This window comes from Thermococcus radiotolerans (assembly GCF_002214565.1).
GTDB classification, from domain to species: Archaea; Methanobacteriota_B; Thermococci; order Thermococcales; family Thermococcaceae; genus Thermococcus; species Thermococcus radiotolerans.
The window spans coordinates 704,418-723,990 of sequence record NZ_CP015106.1 but is presented as its reverse complement, the minus strand read 5'-3'; the positions used below and the strand labels follow the sequence as shown (position 1 = coordinate 723,990).

Sequence of the window (19,573 nt, the reverse complement as noted above, 5' to 3'; positions counted from 1 at the left end):
GGCTAGAGCCTGGCCCTCTCGAATTCTTCCTTTCTATCCAGGGGCTTGGTCGCGTCTATTCCCCACTTCGCGGTGAGGCTCTTCTCGGCGGATGGGTCGAGGGAACTGCCGCGGGCGTTGGAGATGACCACCAGATCCCTATCGGCCTGGAAGCGCGTCGCTATCGCCCACTCCACTTCTCTGTCATCGTATATGTTCACGTCCTCATCCACAACGACCACGTGCTTCAGGCTGGGGTGTCCAGCGAAAGCAGCAAGAATCGCGTTCTTTCCGTCTCCGTCGTGCTGTTTGGTTATGCTGACGACGGCGTGGAGCCACATCGCACCTCCCTCGGTCAGCCTTACACCGTGAACCTTTGGAACGACCCTCTTAACGCTGGCATAGATCTGCGGCTCCTTTGGAAGTCCCATCAGCATGTAGTGCTCGTAGCCGCCTGGCAGGAGGGCGTGGAAAACGGGCTCGTCCACGTGGTGCATGCGCTCGAAGACCACCACCGGCTGTTTCCTCACGTAGTCGTAGGTTCCGGTTATGTCAACGAAGGGCCCTTCATCGGTCAGCTCAGGAAGTATCTTCGCCTCGAAGACGAACTCCGTCTCAACCGGAACGGGTATTCCCCTGAGGTTGAAGACCTCGAGGGGCTTTCCGAAGGCCCTCCGGCTCATCGCCGAGGCTATCTCAAGTTCGCTTACACCGTAGGCCACGCTCGTGGCGCCGGCGATTAGGAGGTGAACCGGGTTCCCGACGACTATCCTGACGTCCAACTCCTCCCCGGCTTCGGCCTTTTCCTTCCACATGGCGTAGAGGTGCCTTGGGACGAGTCTTATGGCGGCCCTCTTCTCATCAATGACCATCATCCTGTGGAAAGAGGTGTTGACGAAGCCGTTTTCGTCCTTGGCTATGACCATGGCTGATGTGAAGTACTGGCCGCCGTCCTTGGGGTAGTACTTTGGAATTGGAAGCTCGCGGAGTGAGAAGTCGGCCGTGGAGTTCGCCATGAAGGGTGCACCGTCAACCGTCCTGTAGGGTTCGGGGTTTTCCATGGCATCCGCTATGAAGTGGAGGAGTTTCTCCTTCTCGGTCCCCAGATAGCCCGCTATCCTCTCCCTCGTGCTCCATATGTTGCCCGCAACGGTCCAGCCGTCCACGTTTCTGAAGAGGACCGGTCTATCGCGGTATTTCACGAGATGCCTGGTTATCTCAAGCTCCTTGCTCACGGGCTCTTCCACGATGACGGTATCCTCAAAACGCTCGATGATTTCCCTCAGCATTCTATCACCTTAGATGGGTGTTCCAAAAGGTCTATAAAGCCTTTTTCCAAACCCCCGATGATTGGCCATGCCTATGGTAGTCCTTCGCATCCCGGACGGTTCGGCATTGGTGAAAATCGAGAAGGCTGACCCCCAGGTTTACTTCAAGATATACGAGCTGCTGAGCTACAAGAAGGACTTCGGGAAATGGGAGAAGCCGGAGAGCCTCTACGACCCCTACGAGAGAACGTTTCCCGTGGGTGTTCTTCCGAGGGTTAAGAAGTTCCTCAACTGCAAGGGTTATCGGGTGAGGATTAAGGACGAGAGGCAGGTCAGTGGGGTAAAGCTCAACTCCACCTGGAACGAGAACTACGTCATGCGCAGATACCAGGCGAGGGCGATAAAAAAGGCCCTCAAGGAGAAGATGGGCGTTCTTTCCCTCCCGGTTGGGAGCGGTAAAACCGTTGTCGGTCTCAGGATAATCCACGAGCTCGACCTGTCTGCGTTGATAGTCGTCCACACGAAGGAACTCCTCTACCAGTGGGCGGACAAGGTTAGGGAAGTTTTGGGCGTTGAGCCCGGCATAGTCGGGGACAACAAGTGGGAGGAGCGCGGCGTTACCGTTGCCATGATACAGACCCTCCTCTCGAGGGGCGCGGAGAAGCTCCAGAACGAGTACGCGATAGTGATGTTCGACGAGTGCCACAGAACATCCGCTGCCGAGAAGTTCTACCTGCTTGGACTCAGCCTCCCTCAAGTTTATCGGTTCGGCCTCTCGGCGACCCCCTGGCGCCGCGTTCGCGGGGAGGAGATAAAGATCGAGGCCGTCGTTGGCCCGACCATATTTGAGGTCAAGGCCGAGGACCTGATAAAGGAGAGGTTCCTTGCAAAGCCTCGTTTCGAGATAATAACCTACGAATCGACCATGCCGTCCTTCAGCGAGCGCTACAAGGAGCTGTACGAGGACATGATAATGAACAACGACGAGAGGAACAGGGCGATAGTCAAGAAGGCCGTTGAGCTCGCCAGGAAAGGACACCGCATCCTCATTGACGTGAAGCGCATAGAGCACGGTAGGATTCTGAAGGAGATGCTTGAGGCGGAGGGGATAAAGGCCGAGTTCCTCAGCTCCCAGAGCCCAAACAGGTGGGAGATACTGGAGGCGTTTAAGGAGGGCGAGATCCCGGTCCTGGTTTCCACCCTCCTGAAGGAGGGCGTTGACATACCCGAGATTTCGGCGATAATCCTCGCCGGCGGCGGAAAGAGCGACATCATGACGATTCAGACGATAGGCCGCGCACTAAGGCCGAAGAAGGGAATGAAGGCCGTCATCGTTGATGTTCAGGACGACGACCCCCTGCTCTTCACCCACTTCATCGAGAGGCAGAAGGCGCTCAAGCAGTACTACGGCATGTACTACGACAGGGAGATGGACTCAAAGCTCGATGAGAACGTCCCCAAGAAGGGCCGCTCTCGTAAGCGCTCGTGAGTAGCGCTCAAACAGGTCTCTCTTTGCCTTGTTGAGGCCCCGCTCATCCCCCTCGAACTCTATTCCCTCGTAGGATATGTGCCACAGTATCAGGCCCTCCGGTCTCGCGGGGGGTACCTTTTTCTCGTAGTCTCCCGCGAGCATCCTCTCAACTTCCTCGGGCTCCATCAGGCTCAGCCCGCAGAGGCGGACGGCGTTGACTATTCTCCTCGCCATCTCCCAGAGGAAGCTCTTGCCCTCAATCTCTATGACGTAGTAGCCGTGGCGCCGGCTCACCTCAAGGCGCGTCAGCTCTCTCACGGGGTCTTTTCCCGGCTCCAGTCTAGCGAAGGCGGAGAAATCGTGCGTTCCGATGAATAGGGAGGCGCAGTTTCTCATGGCTTCCTCGTCGAACCCTTCATCAACCAAGTAGTACCTGTAGGTCTTCGATTTTGCCCAGAAACGCGGGTGGAAGTCTTCCGGCACCTCGGCAACGCCGAGAACCCAGGCATCGCGGAGATGGTGGTTGAGAACCTCCCCCCTAACCAGGTCTGGTCGGCCCTCAACGTCAAAGGCCACGACGTTGAAGAACGCAGAGACACCTCTGTCGGTTCTGGAGGCCCCTTTGAAGTTCGAGCTCTCGGCGTCCCTTATTACCCCGAGCTTTGAGAGAACCCTGATTAGCTCACCCTCGACGGTTCTAACGTCTGGCTGTCTCTGAAAGCCGTAGAATGTCGTGCCGTCGTACGCTATCCTGAGGGCCATCCTCATGGTTGGTGAATCCGGCGGAGGGTATAAATGCCTTTTCCCGACGGAACGACGGGTTATTTTACAAATACAAACCCTGATTTTGGACGAGATTCAATAAACCACCGGAAAGGTTGATAAAGGGCGCCTTCCAGCTCTAATTGGAGGTGGGGTCATGGCTGAGATATTTGACATGGAGATACTCACGAACGTCACGAACTTTGAAATAATGTGCACGCTGCTTCAGAAGGGCTTAAAAAAGGGGGATTAGAGGTAGGGTTCCCTGTAGAGCGGCCGCAGGAACAGCTCAAAGGCCGCCACTGGCATTTCTATTCCCCAGTTTTCTAGGACTGCCGGATGGATTTCCCCGATGATGCCGATTTCTTTCCCGTTCACGATGATTCTCCCCACCCTGCCAGGAATGAAGCTTGGATGCTCTATTTCTTCAAGCCCGTACTCGAAGCCGAGGTGACGCATGGCGCTTTCCAGTATCTCCTTGGCTTCGGTGAAGGTTACGCGCGGGTGGGCCAGGGCAACGGCCAGCTTGCTCTCGCTCACGGTCTTCGTTTCTCTGCCTTCGTCTATCAGCGTGACCTTTCCGACCTCGAAGATTCTCTGCGGGTACTCCTCGTGGGTGTTCTGGCTCAGGAAGTCGAGCAGGCTCGGGGTGAGCCATCCCCTCAGCGCCGACCACTTGGGGCTTATCGGGTTCTCTATCTCGACGAGCTCAGCGGGTGGATGGTTGGAGTAGTCCCCGCAGGGGAGATTCATCCTCGTGTACTGGTTATCCCTGTTGGTGAGGTTGAAGGTCATGACCTCCTGCAGGCCGAAACCGACCATAAGCTCCCTGACGGCGTCCTCGAATTCAATGAACTTGTCGCCCCTGCCCTGGACGGCAAGCTTCGGCTCCTCGGGTTCAATCTCGTTGTAGCCATAGGCTATGAGGACATCCTCCAGAACGTCGCGGGCGTGCATTATGTCGTCGCGGAAGGCCGGGTAGAGTAGCCTCGCCTTCCCGTCAACCAACTCGACATCGTACATCATGCGCTCCAGAAGGTTCCTCACGTCCCCATCGCTTAACTCGAGCCCCGTCAGTCTCTTGATGTAGTCCAGTTCGACCTCGAAGGACTTCGGGGTTAAGTCGGGGCTCTCGATTACCTTCCAACCCAAAAGATTTCTCACGGCATGCCACACATCTTCATGAGACTTGAAATCATCAAAAAATTGAGCAATGATAGTAGGGGCAAGATAGACATCCGCATCTTCAGGATAGACTACCCTAACGCTCTTTATCCTCCCGCCGCGCTCGGCCAGTGCTGTAACAACGACGTTTAAAGCCAGCATTATCTTCTTCAAATCCCAGCCGGTCACGTCAACGAAGACGTTCCTGGTCTCGGTGGTCACCCTGCCGGTTATCTCGGAGTTTATGATCGGGGGCATCGAGAGAACTTTGCCCTCGCTGTCCACGAGGAGCGGGTAGTAGGGCTTGTCCTTGATCAGGTGGCCGTACTCCTTCCCCTTCTCGTGCTTCTCGAGGATTTCCTCCAGCGTAAGCTCCTCCTCGAAGCCGAGGGGAACAAACTTCTCGCTCTTCTCAGCGGCGCGGTAGTAGATTGGAGGCTTCACCTTGTCGAAGTCGAAGATTCCTATCGCTACCTCTCTCCTCCTCCTTCCAAAGGTCAGGGCGACCTTCTCCTGGAGGTTTATCATCTGCTTGAGTGCCTCTTCGTCGAGGCTCAGCCCCTCAACTATCGCGTAGACACCGTAGGGACGGATGTTCTTCAGCTTCTCGTCAACGTAAACGGTTACGCCGCTCTCCTCAACATCATATTTTGGAAGACCGCTCTCGAAGCCGAGCGCCCAGCGTATCTGCCTCGCTATACCTTCGGCGCTCCATAGGTCGGGCCGGTTGGTGTCCTTTGAGTCTGCCTTGAAGTAGATTTCACCGTTCTCCTCCCAGACGTCGTCCAGCTCACACTTCGCGTAGAGGAAGAGGTCCTCCCACTCCTCCACGGTGAAGGTCTTTCCTACCAGCCTCTCGAGATCAGCCTTGGAAACGTCGAACTTTGGCATCCCCATCACCTCACCAGACGAGCCTCGCCTCCCTAAGCCAGCGCAGGTCGTAGCTGAACAGGTAGCGTATGTCGTCTATTCCGAGCTTGAACATAGCAAGCCTGTCTATTCCTATTCCCCAAGCTATGACCGGAACGTCTATGCCCAGGGCTTTGGTCATCTCCTCGCGGAATATTCCAGCCCCACCGAACTCGACCCAGCCGAGCTCCGGGTGGTAGGCGCTCATCTGGACGCTCGGCTCCGTGAACGGGTAGTAGTCGGGCAGGAACTTGACTTTCTTCGCTCCAGCTATCTCCACCGCGAAGCGCTTGAGTATTCCGAGGAGGTGCTTGAAGGTCAGGTCTTCGCCGACGACGAAGCCGTCAACCTGGTTGAACTCTATGAGGTGTGTCCTGTCGAGGACGTCCGGACGGAAGACGCGTTGGATTGTGAAGTACTTCCCCGGAATCTCGACGCCTTTAGCGAGCTGTCTGCCGCTGAGCGCCGTTCCGTGCGCCCTCGGCATAAGCAGCATCGCCCTCTCCGGCGACCAGACGTAGCCCCAGCCCCTGGAGCCTGTGTCTCCTCCGTGCTCGTGGGAAGCCCTCACCCTTTCAACCAGCTCTTCCCCGGGCAGGTGGCCGCTCTTCGGGTATTTGAGCTGGTACGTGTCCGTCCAGTCCCTGGCAGGGTGGTTCTGGGGCTGGAAGAGGGCGTCGAAGTTCCAGAACTGAGTTTCTATAAGGCTGTCAACGGTCATCTCTATGAAGCCCATCTCGATTAGCCTTCTCCTCAGTTTGTCGAGGAAAGCCCTGTATGGCTGCTTCTTGCCTGGGTAGAATCTCCTTACCGGGGCCTGGATGTTGAAGCGCTTGAACTCGACTTCCCTCCACTTGCCGGACTTTATCAGCTCGGGGGTGAGGGTCGAGACCTCCTCTTTCAGCTCAAGGCCCTTCCTCACGAGCTCTTCTCCCTCGGGAGTTATCTCCACGAACCTCTCGGTTGCCGTGTCCTCCTCGGCTATCTTTCTCCTCTTAAGCTCCTTGGCCGGAACCAGTTTCTCAACTTCACCCAGGGGTACGACTTTCCTCTCGGCGAGGAGCTTGAGGGCTTTATCAATGGGTCTCTCCCCGGCTTCCATGCCCTTCTCGGTGATTTCAAGAACGAGCTTCCCGTCCTCTTTCCGCACGGATGCCCAGCCTTCCTTCCTCAGAAGGCCCACTATCGGTTTCAGCTCATCCTCGCTGAGAACGTCCCTCAGGTCGTCCAGGGTTATCTTTCCCCTCTCCCTCAGAACGGCCAGCGCCCTCCACTCGGGGAGGCCTATCTCCGCGTACTTTCTCCCGGTCTCGGTTAGCTTCGCTATCCTTTCGCTTCTCTCCTCGAGCCTCGCCAGTCCCTTGCTCTGGAGTCCAAGGACGGAGCGCATGACCGCGACCTGGTCGAGGCCGGTTTTCTCGACGAGCTCGTCGAATTTGACCCTTTTAACCTCGTTGAGCTTTATGAGCGTGAGTTTTTCCTGGTAGCTTAGCTCCATAGGGCCACCTCCTTGGGTTGAGTTTGAGAGGAGTTACTTAAGAATTGCGGTGGAGGAAAAGGGAAAATGGGTCAGCCCTTGTGCGGGAAGAAGACGACCTTTCCGGTCTTGCCGGCGCGCATGAGCTCGAAGGCTTCCTCGAAATCATCGAAGCCCTTGTATTTGTGGGTGATAACAGGGTCGAGGTTGAGCTTGCCGCTCTGGATCAGGCTGGACACCGTGTACCAGGTCTCCCAGAGGTGCCTTCCGGTTATGCCGTGAACCTCGAGGGCCTTGAAGATTATCAGGTTGTTGAAGTCCAGCGTGACGTCGCGCGGGAACAGACCGAGCAGGGAGACCCTTCCACCGGGTGTGGTGGCCTTGAGACCCTGTTCGAGAGCCTTGGGAGCACCGCTGAACTCAAGGAACACCTCAACTCCGGCCCCGTCGGTTACATCCATCACGAACTTAACCGGGTCCTCCTCGAAGGGGTTAACCACGTAGTCGGCGCCGACCTTTTTGGCCAGCTCGCGCCTGAACTCGCTCGGTTCGCTCACGATGACCGGGTAAGCTCCCGAAGCCTTGGCAACCGCTATGCCGAGCAGCCCAAGGGGTCCAGCGCCGGTTATGAGCGTGCTCCTTCCGGCTATCGGTCCCGCCAAGACGGTGTCAACCGCGTTACCGAGCGGCTCCTGGAGGGTGGCGTACTCGGGCTTCATGCCCTTCGGGTTCTTCCAGGCGTTCTGGGCCGGAACTATCGCGTATTCCGCGAAAACACCGTCCATATCGACGCCAAAGATCTTCGTGTTCTGGCAGACGTGGTAGCGGTTGTGCCTGCAGGCGTAGCACTTGCCGCAGACGATGTGGGTCTCGGCACTTATGTAGTCGCCGACCTCGAGGGTGTCGACGCCGGGGCCGACCTCGATGACCTCACCGGCCACCTCGTGGCCCATAATCTGGGGTGGCTTGATCCTGCTCTGGGCCCACTCGTTCCACTCGTAGATGTGGAGGTCGGTTCCGCATATGCTGGTGGCGAGAACCTTGATGAGAACCTCGCCCGGCCCGGGCTTTGGAACGTCGACCTCGACGAGCTCGGCACCGTAAGCGGGCTTGGTTTTTACAATCGCGGGCATCTTCTCGGCCATGGCAATCATCTCCTTAACCTTACAATGCCTATCTGAACGGGGGATGATATAAACCTTTTGCGGCCGACGATAGGAGGTGAGATGTTTTCCATGCCCATCGGAAACCTTATATCCTCTTTTGAGTATTTTCCACTTGATAAAGGGGGTTTAAAGATGGCGCTGATAGTCGTGACGGGGAGGGGCGGCGCTGGAAAGACCACGATGACCGCCAACCTTAGCACTTACCTGGCCATGCGGGAGTACCGTGTACTGGCCATTGATGGTGATCTGTACCTCCCCAACCTCGGCTTTCACTTCTCCCTCGACACCGTCAAGTATACCCTTCACTCCCTTCTGAGGAACCCGGATATTGACCCGGAATGGGCGATATACAAGCACCCCCAGACGGGGGTCCACGTTATGCCCGGCAGCACGCAGCTCCAGGACGTTCTTGGAATCTCGCCGAGGAGGCTGGTGGAGATACTTGAGAAGGTCAAATACAAGTTTGGGGTCGTATTCGTGGACTCCCCAACGGGTATCCCCTTTGACACCCTCCCGACCTTTGAGGTGGCCAACTATCAGCTGATAGTTGTTGAAATCGAGCGCTCACCCATCTACTCCTTCGAGACCATGGTGAAGAACGAGATTGAGAAGCTCAAGGTTTTGGGCGAGAGGTACAACCTCAACATCGGCGTCATCCTGAACAAGGTGAGGGAGTCCGCCGATGTCGTTGAGAAGATCGTTGAGGCGGTTGAGAGCGACCTCGACGTTCCAGTCATTGGATGGATTCCATTCGACTACAACGTTCCGGAATCCATCAACGAGGGTATTCCAATCGTTAAGTACTTCCCCGAAAGCGATGCTGCCATAGCCCTGAGGGAAACGGGGGAGATACTTGAGGAGTGGATATTCGGCTGATTTCTGGAGGTGTTGGTATGAACGTGGAAGAGCTTGTGGATAAGGTAGCCAGCGGAGAGGTGAAGCTCCACCAGGTTGAGAGGTACACGAACGGCGACAAGAGGCTCGCCACCGAGGTAAGGCGCCGTGCCCTGGAGAAGAAGCTCGGCGTCAGCCTTGAGAACATAGGGCACTACTCGATAGACCCCGAGAGGGTCATAGGAAAGAACATCGAGAACATGATAGGCGTCGTCCAGATACCGATGGGCGTTGCCGGTCCGCTTAAAATCAACGGGGAATACGCCAAGGGTGAGTTCTACATTCCGCTTGCCACCACGGAGGGAGCACTCGTTGCGAGCGTCAACCGTGGCTGTTCCGCCCTCACCGCCGCGGGGGGCGTCAAGACGACCATAATCGACGACAAGATGACCCGCGCGCCGCTCCTCAAATGCCCGGACGCGAGGCGCGCCAGGGAAGTTGCCGAGTGGGTTAAGGGCAACATCGAGTACCTCCAGGAGAAGGCCGTGAGCAAGGTCACCAGACACGGGAAGCTGAGGGACGTTAAGCCCTACATCGTCGGCAACAACCTCTACCTGCGCTTCGAGTTCGAGACCGGCGATGCCATGGGAATGAACATGGTAACCATCTCGAGCGAGGAGATAATGAAGGTCATCGAGGAGCACTTCCCGGACGTTAGGTACCTCGCGCTTTCGGGCAACGTGTGCGTTGATAAGAAGCCGAACGCAATGAACTTCATCAACGGCCGCGGAAAGACGGTAATAGCGGAAGCGGTAATCCCGCGTGAGATAGTTGAGAAGAAGCTGAAGACGACGCCAGAGCTCATAGCCGAGGTCAACTACCGGAAGAACCTCGTCGGTTCGGCCCAGGCCGGCTCCTACGGCTTTAACGCCCACTTTGGAAACATAGTCGGGGCCATCTTCCTCGCCACCGGACAGGACGAGGCCCAGATTACCGAGGGCTCACACGGCATAACCCTCGCGGAGGTTACCCCGGAGGGCGACCTCTACGTAAGCGTCACCATGCCGAGCCTTGAGATTGGAACGGTCGGCGGAGGAACCCGCGTCCCGACCCAGAGGGAGGCGCTGAGCATAATGGGCGTTGCCGGCGGAGGAGATCCGCCTGGAACCAACGCCAAGAAGTTCGCGGAGATAATAGCTGGCGCGGTTCTCGCCGGAGAGCTCTCCCTCCTGGCCGCGATAGCGGCAAAGCACCTGGCAAAGGCCCACGCCGAGCTGGGGCGTTAGCTCCTTTTCTTTTCCTCCAGCTTAATCTTGAGAACGAAGACATTCGTTGATGTTTCTGCCTCTGAGACGACTTCAACGCCCTTGAAGTAGAGCAGCGAGAAGGGGTAGTCGAGTACCAGGAACAGAAGGACCGTCAGAATTAGCATGATGAGGAGCTGGGCCCAATAGCTCTCGAAGTCCATTACCGTGGACAGGAAGAGGCTTCCCAAGAAGCTGGTGAGGAAGTTCAGCGTGGAGCGGTGTTTATGTCTCGCCCCGCCGACCTTTCCTTCATGTATGATCCTTAGAAGCGCGGTCAGTCCCTCCTTTTTCCGCACCCTAAAGGCTATGGTGAACTCCAGTCCGGGAATGTTTTTGAGGTTTATCGGGATGTCCGACTCGATCAGGTAGAACGCACGGCTCAGCTCATCCCCCAGCTCTAGTACCCCTAAAAATTTGCCCCTCTCGTAAAAAGGCTCTGCCATGGCCGTTATCATGTACGAGTCCGGATCGATCAGCCGCGAGTAGCGTATTCCCTCTGAGTTGAGAAGTCCCTCAGTCCGCTTTATGCATTCGGATAGAATATCACACCTAACCCTCATGTACTTGAGGGACTTCTTCGATCCCATCCACCCATGGAGAATCGACTGGAATCTCCCCGCGGTGCCCATCGTACTGAATACTCTTCAGAGTTTAAAACTTTCACCTTGGTTCAACGGTCCCGTGATTCCGAAACCCCTATTTTAGCGGGTTCCCTCTGTAACCATTTTTGGGTTTTGAATTTTCAGTTGCCCACTTTTGTTGGCATTTCTACTGATTTTTCGACATTGGGTCGAAGAAAGGTTAATTTAGGGGATTTTCCAATACACGTTGGGGAGTCTCCAATGATCCCGGTTGAAATAGGGGGACATAAGTGCAAATCGATGCTCGTAAGTTCGACTTCGAAGCTGTTTGAGCTACTGTTCGCGGACGCGGTTATCCAGTTCCCTACCTACAAGAGCTTTCTCCTCGATAGCGGTCTTTACATCGTGGATTCCCACGGAACAAAGCTTCTGCGAATGGAATGTCCGGAGGGAAAGGGGGCCCTGCTGGACGAGTTCTACTACCTGGATATAATCCCCGAAACCGTTATCGAGACGTATCTGACCGCACTTTTCAATCTTCTTGAGCTGGTTAAAATCCGCGAAAAGCTGTTCCCGGAGTATTACGTGCTCGATAAGGTGGTTCAGCCAACAAAGATCGAGATCAAAGACCATCCTGCAGGATTTAGAAAGGGGACTTTCACACTTATCGACGAGATAATCGCCAGAAACTACAGGCGGATTAAAATAGGAACCCCGCGGAAGCTCGCTAGGATACGTTATGACCCGCTGGACGCTTTTGGGGCCCGGGTGCTTGCCAACACGATTCTGCTGTTTGATAAAAAGGATCTCCGGGAGCTGGCGTTTCTCCACTTCAAAGATCACAGGATAGCAAGAACGCTCTACACCCATTCGACGGACTCCTACCTCAATAGTGCGTTTTTTGGTTATCTAAAATTCAAAGTCCGCAAGTTCCTGGGAGTTTAATGAAAAAAGAGGGGCTCAGGAAGCGGCCTCCTGAATCTTCTTCCTCACGAGTGAGCTGACGAGCTTCCCGTCCGCCCTTCCACGGAGCTTCGCCATTGCCCTGCCCATGATCATGCCCATTGCGCCCATTCCCTTGGCCTTGATGACCTCGATGTTCGCCTGAACGACCTCGTCTATTATCCTCTCGACCTCTTCCTCGCTCAGGAGTGTCAGGCCCTTCTCCTCCGCCACTTGGGCGGCGCTCTTCTTCGGGTTCTTTGCCAGCTCCTTGAATATCTCCTCGAAGGCCTCTTTGGCTATCTTCCCTTTCAGGTAGAGGTCGAAGGTTTCCTTGATGTGCTCATCGGTGATGTTCTCGATGGGAACTTCTTTCTTGAGCCCCTTGAGGACCACCACGAGTATCGAGGCCGCCAGGGACGGCTTGACGCCCTTGGTTATCAGCTCCTCGAAGAGCTCATCGCGCTCGTCGTTGACGAGGGTCTCGGCAAGGCTTCTGTCTATTCCGTACTCCTTCACGTAGCGCTCAACGCGTTCCTGCGGCAGCTCCGGCAGATTCGCTAGTATCTCGTCCTTCATCTCGTTGGTTATCAATATCGGCGGTATGTCTGTTTCCGGATACATCCTGGCCTTGCCCGGGAGCGGGCGCATGTACTGGGTGTTTCCGTCCGGCAGGGCCCTTCTAGTCTCTTCTGGCACTCCCTCGATGGCCTCCCTCGCGCGCTGAAGAACCTCCCGGAGAGCGTTCTTCGCGGTCGCCTCCTCCGCGGCAACGAGAACGAAGGCATCCTCCTCTCCGAGGCCGAGTCTCTCGACGACGGCCTTGACCTCTTCTTCCCTAATTCCATAGTTCGGTAATTCATCGATGTGGAAGATGCCCTTCACGTACTTTTTGGCCCTGTCGGCCATCTCGGTGCCGAGCCTTCTTCCGGGCTGTATCTCCTTCCCTATAAGCCCACGGAACTTGGGGAGCTTAACGGCCAGAACCTTTCCGCCCCTCTTTATCGTCCTCGCTATTATCTTCGAGCCGGTGTTCTCGAATATATCCGTAACGTCGTGGAACTCTTCCTTTATGTCCTCGGGGTTGACTCCCCTCCTTTTGAGCTCGTCCCTGATTTCGAGCAGACTCAGTTGCCTCTCAATCTCGCGTTCGATGATGACCGGTATCATGTCCAGCTCCTGCACACCTTTGATCTCGACCCTCGCTCCCCCTCTGATGGAGACGTTGAGGTCCTGCCTGATGGTTCCGAGACCGCGCTTGACCTTTCTCGTGGCTCTCAGCGCGTCGCCTATGTACTTGGCCACGACCTTCGCCTGCTCCGGGTGGTGTATGTCCGGCGTTGTTGCTATCTCAACGAGCGGGATTCCCAGGCGGTCGAGGCGGTAGATTACCTCCTTCTCCCTCCTCTCGACGATACGGCACGCGTCCTCCTCCAGACAGATCGTCGGAATGCCGACGCTCCCCCAGGGGGTGTCGACCTTTCCGTTCATAGCAATTATCGCGGTCCTCTGGAAGCCGGAGACGTTGGAGCCGTCTATGACTATCTTGCGCATGAAGTGAACCTCGTCAACAGGGGTGGCGTTGGAGAGGTAGCTTATCTGGAGGGAAACCCTGAGCGCCTCCTCGTCGGGCATGTGGGGCGGCTCTTCGTCTATGTAGACAAGGTCCGCCAGCAGGTGGTTGCCCTCGTAGATGTAGCTCTTACCCTTCTTGAACTCCTCCAGCGCAGCCGGGTCTATCTCGCCCAGCTCACTTATCGTGGGCCTGAGCCTCCGCTGGAAGGTGAACTCAACCTCGTCGCTGAGCTCACTCGGGACGGGTGAGAACAGCTTTTTGGTGTCCAGCTGCCTGTGGATTTCAAGACCGACCTTGAGACCGAGCTTTTCGTAATCGTACGCCATCGTTATCACCTCAGGAAAGTGTCAAACCTCGTGTACGGCGTTATTTCCCCGGCGTAGTTGGTCAGCATCATCTCGCGCACTTCCTTCGGGTCGTCGGTGTGGCCGAGAACCCACATGAGCTTGACGTATGCCGTCTCCGGAAGCATGTCCTCGCACGGTATGACGCCGGCCTTTAGGAGTCTCCTTCCGGTTGAGTAGACGTTGAGGTTCACCCTGCCGTAGAGGCACTGGCTGGTCATGCAGACGGTGAGGCCTTCCTCCGTGGCGCGCTTTATCGAGTCGATGAGGTACGTTGGCACGTGTCCGAGGCCCGTCCCCTCGATGACGAGTCCCTTGTAGCCCTTATCAACGAAGAAGTCTATGACCTCTGGCTGGATTCCGGGGAACGCTTTGACGAGGGCTACGCGCTCCTCCATCTCGTCGTCCACCCAGACCTCGCTCTCGGTTCTCCCCCTGTAGTCGTCCCTGAGGAACTCGATTTTGCCCGTCGGCCATATCTTTGCAAGTGGAACATCGTTTATGCTCCTGAAGGCGTCCCTTCTGCTCGTGTGCATCTTCCTGGCCTTGGTTCCGCGATGGGCCAGGCAGTAGGTGTCGCCGGTCTCGCCATGCATGACGATGGCGACCTCTCCGAAGTCTGCAGTCGCCATCCGGACGGAGCAGATGAGGTTCATCGCCGCGTCGCTGCTCGGCCTGTCGGAGCTCCTCTGGGAGCCTACGAGGATGACCGGTTTTCCAAGATCGCGGAGCATGAAGCTGAGCGCCGAGGCGGTGTAGGCCATCGTGTCCGTTCCGTGGGCGATAACGACACCGTCTTCGCCGTTGTTCAGCATTCCAGCGACCTCGTGGGCTATCCTGATCCAGTACTCGGGGCGCATGTCCTCGCTCATTATGTTGAAGAGCAGCTTCGGCGTTATGTTCGCTATGTCGAATATCTCGGGAACGGCCTTGGCGAGCTCCTCGGCGGTGAAGGCCGCGTGAACGGCACCGGTCTTGTAGTCGATCCTGCTCGCTATGGTTCCGCCGGTTCCTATTATCGCAACGCTTGGAAGGCCCGGCTTCTTGGGGAAGACCTCTTCAAACTTCAGCTCTTCCCCGGGGGCTGCCTTCTCTATGATTTCAACGGATACTATCTGATCAACCAGTATTCCTATGTTGTAGCCGTTGTCGAGCTTCAGCGTGAGGGTTTCGCCGCTGGAGAGCTCGTAGGGGTTCATCACGATGCCCTCATAGACGCTCGTGTTTCCGTTCTCCTTTTCGATTATCCGAACGTAATCTCCGACTTCTAGATTCTTATCCTTCATAAACCTCTCAACTTTGCGCATAGCTCTCCCTCCGGGGATAGTGCGCTCAATCCAATATAAACCTTCGGGCTGGACAAGTGGCAAAAATCAGCCGGAATTCCCTATAAATTTCGTCGAAGTGACAACTACCTGGCCTCGATCTTAAACCTCGGCTCCTCTATCCACTCGGACTTGCACCGGGGACAGCGGGAGGGAACGTGGATTTCTGGCCGGAAGACGAAGCCGCACTTCCTGCACTCGGCGGGCTTTATGAGGAGCACTTTCCCCTCGCGCTTGAGGGTTTTCTGGATGGCCTTCAGATCCTCGATGATGACCTTCTTCGCCCCCCTGCCCCTCAGCTCAAGGGCCAGTGCGAGCTCTCCCGGCGAGTAGTCCCTCTCCTCCAAAAGCTTTATTATGCGCTGCCTACGAGTCATCATCGCGAGAAGCTCTGACTGGCGAGATATAAATCTTAGGGTGGGAGCATGATAATTGAGAACGCCGAAAGGGTGCTTGAGTCTCACAGGCTCTGTGACCATTGCCTGGGGAGGCTATTCGCGAAGCTCGGCAGGGGGACGAACGAGGAGCGCGGAAGAGCGATAAGGTTCGTTCTCAACATGGAGCGCTCCAAGCGAGGCCTGCCGCCGATTGAAGAGCCCGAAACGTGCGAGCTGTGCGGCAACGTCTTTGAAAGAATCCCCGAACTCATTGAGGGCATGAAAAGTGCCGCTTCAGGCATCGAGTTCGAGACGTTTCTCGTCGGTTCTCGCTTTCCGGGGGAGATACGCGAAAAGGAAGAGGCCATCTGGAAGGAATTTGGAATCGATACCGCTGAGCCGATAAACCGTGAGTTCAACCGCGAGCTTGGAAAGGCCTTTGGAAGGGCAACGGGAAAGGATACAGCCAAGAACCCAGACGTGGTTTTCATCGTCGAACCGTATTCCGGTAAAATTGAGGTCCAGATAAACCCCCTCTACGTCTACGGCCGTTACCGGAAGCTTTTGCGTGGCATTCCGCAGACACCGCTGCCTGACTTTGAGGACAGCATCGCCTCGATAATCTGCCGCGCGTTTTCGAGGGCATTCGGCGGAAAGTGCGTTTTTAAGGGAGCTGGAAGGGAGGACGTTGACGTTCGGATGCTCGGCAACGGGCGGCCGTTCATAGTTGAAATCAAACGTCCTAAACGGAGGAGACTCGACCTCGACGCGATAGCGAGGGAGATAAACGCGAGCGGAAAGGTAGAGGTTCTGAACCTGCGCTTCGTTTCACCGAAGGAGGCCGAAGAAGTCCTCACGCGGAATCACCGGAAGGAATACCTCGCCCTCGTCCGTGTTGACGATGGGGTAACGCCGGAGGAGGCAGAGGATGTTGCCAGGAAGCTCAAGGGACTTGAGATTCACCAGAGAACCCCCTGGCGCGTGAGGAATGCGAGGGCTGACAGGGTCAGGGTCAAGAGGGTTCACGAGGCGGAGGCAAGGTGGCTCGATGAAAAGCACTTCGAGCTTCGCCTCGTTACCGATGGGGGCCTGTACATCAAGGAGCTTGTATCGGGGGACAAAGGCCGCACGAAGCCCTCGGTGAGCCACCTCCTTGGAAAGTCCGCCTGGTGTGAAAGGCTGGACGTGCTGAACATCCTCGATGACTGAAAACTTTATAAACGGTTCTCGCCGATTGGATAGCGAAGCCATAACAGGCTTAGTTGATATGCCGAAAAGGCTGGAATTTCCTGAAAACTGGATACGCCTTTGCGTCCGTTGCGCGATGGATAAAAATCCGTGAGGTGATAGGAATGGTCAAAAAGGCCCACAGCTTTAGGAGGAAGACCCGCGGGAAGCTCAGCAAGAGCCCCAGGAGGAGGGGGCTTCCGCCTCTCACCAGGTTCCTTCAGGAGTTTGAGACCGGGCAGAGGGTACACATAGTCATCGAGCCGAGCTACCACAGGGGAATGCCCGACCCGAGGTTCCACGGAAGAACCGGAACCGTCGTTGGTAAGCGCGGCGACGCCTACGTCGTCCAGATTAAGGACGGTGGCAAGGTTAAGACCTTCTTCATTCACCCGGTTCACCTCAGGGCCCAGAAGGGATGAGCATGATCGGGAGAAAGAAGCTCGAGGAGCGGTACCTTACGATAGCCGAAACCAAGGAGCTCCTCGAGAGGCGCAAGGCAGAGGGGATGGAGGAGAACCCCGAGGAGCCGATGTTCTACGAGGCTAGGGTTAGCCTTGAGCATGCCGAGCGCTTTGCGAAGCTCAAGCCCGAGCAGGCGGTCGAGCTGAAGGGGAGGCTCATGGAGCTCTTCGATTGGATGGACGAGAGGCTCGCCGCGAAGCTCGTCGACCTGATGCCCGAGGACTACTTCGACATACGGGTGATCTTCAGCAAGGAGGACTACATGCCCACCAAAGAGGAAGCAGAGGAAATAATAAAGCTCCTCGACGACTACAGGGAGTGACCTCTTCTTTTCCTTTTCCTAGACAAAGTATAAAAACTCCGGGAGGGTATAATTTCTGGGGGAGAGACAATGGATAGGTACCGGAGACATTCTTACAGGGAAAGCCTCGAAAAGAAGAGGCGGAACGTTGAGTATGAGGAGTACGCATACGTGCTGGACTATCTGCCCGAGGGTTACACCGATTTGAGGACCGGTAGAAGGACCGGGAAGCCCGTTGCGCAGGTTGTAGGTGAAAAGGCATTCACGCTCCTTGAGGTGGCCCCCAAGGAAGACCTCATGCTGTACGAGAGAGTTTTCATAGGTAAGGGACAGAGGGACAAGATTCTCATGATAAACAAGAAGATTCACTACGATGAGCTAACGGCCACGGCCAAGGCCGAGCTTCCCTACGTTGTTGAGGAGATAGTTAAGAACAACGAGGAGCGCTTCGTGCAGTTCTTCAACATGGCCCCGCCAATAACCAACAGGCTCCACAGCCTGGAACTGCTGCCTGGAATAGGGAAGAAGCACATGTGGGAGATACTGGATGAACGCAAGAAGGAGCCTTTCAAGAGCTTCGATGACCTCCGCCATCGCGTTAAGGGACTCCCCGACCCGGCAAAGATGATAGCCAAGCGCGTCGTCGATGAGCTTGAGGGCAAGGACAGGTACAGGCTCTTCGTCGGATCCAGGAGGATATTCCGCGTATGAGGGAGCGCCTCTTTTCTCTCATTTCCAAGTACAATCTGAAGGCAAGTTCTGACCTTGGACAGAATTTTCTGGTAGTGCCGGATATAATCGAACGGAACGTCGAGAGGGCCGGACTGAATAAGGACGACACCGTTCTCGAAGTTGGTCCGGGCCTTGGGGTCCTCACCGATGCCCTGAGCAAGCGCGCCGGGAAGGTCTACGCCATCGAGAAGGACCCTCGCCTCGTCGAGATACTCCGGAAGGAGTATGACTGGCCGAACGTTGAGATAATAGAGGGCGACGCACTGAGGGTTGAGTTTCCAGAGTTCAACAAGATAGTCTCCAACCTCCCCTATCAGATTTCGTCTCCCATAACCTTCCGCTTTTTGAGGTATGAGTTCGAGAGGGCCGTTCTCATATACCAGCTGGAGTTCGCCCAGAGGATGGTGGCGGAGCCGGGGGATAAGAACTACTCCCGCCTCTCGTTGATGGTTCGGGCGAAAGCATACGCTGAGCTCGTGGAGCGCATCGGCAGGGGCGCTTTCTGGCCGAGGCCCAAGGTGGACTCCGCCGTTGTGGTGCTAGAGCCCAAGCCGAAAGACGAGCGGATAGAACTCAACGAAGACCTCGTGAGGGCGCTCTTTCAGCATAGGAGGAGCACTGTTTTGGCCGCCCTGAAGAAATCCCACCACATGCTTGGCCTTGACAAGGATGAATTCAAGAGGGCCAGGGATGTTCTCTCCACGATGCCCCATGCTAAAAAAAGAGTCTTTCAACTCACTCCAATGGAAGTTAAAGATATCGAGGAGTTTCTCGTTGCGGAGAAGATTCTGGGCTGATCACTCCTCCGGCTCGGTTCCAAACAGGGTAACGTACAGGTTTCTCAGTTTCTGGTAGTGGCCGTTCTCTATGTTGGCGAGCCATATCAGCGTTGCCTTGGAGTTCTCGTCCTCGGTCCTCTCTGCCAGGTACTGGTAAACGTCGTGGGCCAGCTTCTCGGTTCCCATCAGGTACTCCAGAATGTCCTTCAGGTCACCGTGGTAGACCATGTCCCTCAGCCGCTCCTCGGAGAGCTCCACCTCCAGGGCGGGCAGGTTGACCTTCGGTGGACTTTCATTTGGAAACATTTCCTTGAACATCTTTAGCAGGGCCTCCGCGTGTCCCAGGCTCTCCTTGTAGAGCTGGAGGAACAGCTTGGATACACGCTCGTCCCAGTTGACGTCTCTGCTGAGCTGGTGGAGTTTGTGGTACATCTCCGCTTCCTTCACTTCCTGATCCATCCAGTAGGCTAGCAGCTCCTTGTGGTTCAGTTTGGAGATGGCCGCCAATATCTCCCTAAATTTGGCCTTCTCCTCTTCGGTCTTGTATCGAGATGCATTCATAACCATCCCCGGGTATGTTACGGGTT

At 56.0% G+C, this 19,573-nt stretch carries 19 protein-coding genes; 9 read left to right on the top strand and 10 right to left on the bottom strand.

Going from position 1 to position 19,573, the window contains the following annotated elements; translation table 11 throughout:
* Positions 1–2: 2 nt before the first annotated feature.
* Positions 3–1,268 carry a UbiD family decarboxylase gene (locus A3L10_RS03935; RefSeq protein ID WP_088866494.1) on the bottom strand — a complete coding sequence of 422 codons (1,266 nt, stop codon included), beginning with the start codon at positions 1,266–1,268 and terminating at the stop codon, positions 3–5.
* A gap of 73 nt (positions 1,269–1,341) precedes the next feature.
* On the opposite strand from A3L10_RS03935, the gene A3L10_RS03930 reads away from it, so the two are divergent.
* Entirely contained in the window at positions 1,342–2,736 is a 1,395-nt protein-coding gene (locus A3L10_RS03930) for a DEAD/DEAH box helicase (protein ID WP_088867537.1), read from the top strand.
* On the opposite strand, the gene truA is transcribed toward A3L10_RS03930, so the two are convergent.
* The 4 genes from truA to tdh form a co-directional block, all read right to left on the bottom strand.
* A complete protein-coding gene (truA, locus tag A3L10_RS03925; RefSeq protein WP_088866493.1) occupies positions 2,683–3,486 on the bottom strand; it encodes a tRNA pseudouridine(38-40) synthase TruA in 804 nt (267 codons plus the stop codon). The genes A3L10_RS03930 and truA overlap by 54 nt on opposite strands.
* Positions 3,487–3,729: 243 nt before the next feature.
* The gene (pheT, locus tag A3L10_RS03920) at positions 3,730–5,535 is read right to left on the bottom strand and encodes a phenylalanine--tRNA ligase subunit beta (protein WP_088866492.1); all 1,806 of its coding nucleotides are present in this window, start codon (positions 5,533–5,535) and stop codon (positions 3,730–3,732) included.
* A gap of 10 nt (positions 5,536–5,545) precedes the next feature.
* Positions 5,546–7,051 carry a phenylalanine--tRNA ligase subunit alpha gene (pheS, locus tag A3L10_RS03915; protein ID WP_088866491.1) on the bottom strand — a complete coding sequence of 502 codons (1,506 nt, stop codon included), beginning with the start codon at positions 7,049–7,051 and terminating at the stop codon, positions 5,546–5,548.
* A 71-nt stretch (positions 7,052–7,122) separates the two neighbouring features.
* Positions 7,123–8,175, bottom strand: coding sequence for an L-threonine 3-dehydrogenase (gene tdh / locus A3L10_RS03910; protein WP_088180124.1), 1,053 nt, complete (start codon positions 8,173–8,175; stop codon positions 7,123–7,125).
* Positions 8,176–8,328: 153 nt separating this feature from the next.
* Here tdh and A3L10_RS03905 point away from each other — a divergent pair, with 153 nt between their 5' ends.
* On the top strand, positions 8,329–9,072 hold the full coding sequence (locus tag A3L10_RS03905; RefSeq protein ID WP_088181527.1) for a MinD/ParA family ATP-binding protein: 744 nt from the start codon (positions 8,329–8,331) through the stop codon (positions 9,070–9,072).
* A gap of 17 nt (positions 9,073–9,089) precedes the next feature.
* On the top strand, positions 9,090–10,316 hold the full coding sequence (gene hmgA, locus A3L10_RS03900) for a hydroxymethylglutaryl-CoA reductase (NADPH) (RefSeq protein WP_088866490.1): 1,227 nt from the start codon (positions 9,090–9,092) through the stop codon (positions 10,314–10,316).
* Here the strand turns inward: hmgA and A3L10_RS03895 are convergent.
* On the bottom strand, positions 10,313–10,924 hold the full coding sequence (locus A3L10_RS03895; RefSeq protein ID WP_088866489.1) for a hypothetical protein: 612 nt from the start codon (positions 10,922–10,924) through the stop codon (positions 10,313–10,315). The genes hmgA and A3L10_RS03895 overlap by 4 nt on opposite strands.
* A 294-nt stretch (positions 10,925–11,218) precedes the next feature.
* On the opposite strand from A3L10_RS03895, the gene A3L10_RS03890 reads away from it, so the two are divergent.
* On the top strand, positions 11,219–11,863 hold the full coding sequence (locus A3L10_RS03890) for a hypothetical protein (RefSeq protein ID WP_157726887.1): 645 nt from the start codon (positions 11,219–11,221) through the stop codon (positions 11,861–11,863).
* 15 nt (positions 11,864–11,878) lie between these two features.
* Here the strand turns inward: A3L10_RS03890 and gatE are convergent, their stop codons facing one another.
* The 3 genes from gatE to A3L10_RS03875 form a co-directional block, all read right to left on the bottom strand.
* Positions 11,879–13,762, bottom strand: a complete 1,884-nt coding sequence (gene gatE, locus A3L10_RS03885) for a Glu-tRNA(Gln) amidotransferase subunit GatE (RefSeq protein ID WP_394335111.1) — start codon at positions 13,760–13,762, stop codon at positions 11,879–11,881.
* Positions 13,763–13,767: 5 nt separating this feature from the next.
* Complete coding sequence (gene gatD, locus A3L10_RS03880) at positions 13,768–15,087, bottom strand: Glu-tRNA(Gln) amidotransferase subunit GatD (protein WP_088866487.1); 1,320 nt, start codon at positions 15,085–15,087, stop codon at positions 13,768–13,770.
* Positions 15,088–15,191: 104 nt separating this feature from the next.
* Positions 15,192–15,485 (bottom strand): transcriptional regulator, encoded by a 294-nt coding sequence (locus A3L10_RS03875; protein ID WP_088180129.1) that lies wholly within the window; start codon positions 15,483–15,485, stop codon positions 15,192–15,194.
* A 45-nt stretch (positions 15,486–15,530) separates the two neighbouring features.
* Here A3L10_RS03875 and A3L10_RS03870 point away from each other — a divergent pair, with 45 nt between their 5' ends.
* The 5 genes from A3L10_RS03870 (at position 15,531) to rsmA (ending at position 19,004) form a co-directional block, all read left to right on the top strand.
* A complete protein-coding gene (locus A3L10_RS03870) occupies positions 15,531–16,691 on the top strand; it encodes a tRNA pseudouridine(54/55) synthase Pus10 (protein WP_088866486.1) in 1,161 nt (386 codons plus the stop codon).
* A gap of 143 nt (positions 16,692–16,834) precedes the next feature.
* The gene (locus A3L10_RS03865; protein ID WP_088866485.1) at positions 16,835–17,131 is read left to right on the top strand and encodes a 50S ribosomal protein L21e; all 297 of its coding nucleotides are present in this window, start codon (positions 16,835–16,837) and stop codon (positions 17,129–17,131) included.
* A gap of 2 nt (positions 17,132–17,133) precedes the next feature.
* Positions 17,134–17,496, top strand: coding sequence for an RNA polymerase Rpb4 family protein (locus A3L10_RS03860; protein WP_088866484.1), 363 nt, complete (start codon positions 17,134–17,136; stop codon positions 17,494–17,496).
* A 69-nt stretch (positions 17,497–17,565) separates the two neighbouring features.
* Positions 17,566–18,186 (top strand): DUF655 domain-containing protein, encoded by a 621-nt coding sequence (locus A3L10_RS03855; RefSeq protein WP_088866483.1) that lies wholly within the window; start codon positions 17,566–17,568, stop codon positions 18,184–18,186.
* Positions 18,183–19,004, top strand: a complete 822-nt coding sequence (gene rsmA, locus A3L10_RS03850) for a 16S rRNA (adenine(1518)-N(6)/adenine(1519)-N(6))-dimethyltransferase RsmA (RefSeq protein WP_088866482.1) — start codon at positions 18,183–18,185, stop codon at positions 19,002–19,004. The genes A3L10_RS03855 and rsmA overlap by 4 nt, the downstream gene beginning before the upstream one ends.
* Here rsmA and A3L10_RS03845 read toward each other — a convergent pair whose 3' ends face one another.
* Positions 19,005–19,547 (bottom strand): ferritin-like domain-containing protein, encoded by a 543-nt coding sequence (locus tag A3L10_RS03845; RefSeq protein ID WP_088866481.1) that lies wholly within the window; start codon positions 19,545–19,547, stop codon positions 19,005–19,007.
* Positions 19,548–19,573: the final 26 nt, after the last annotated feature.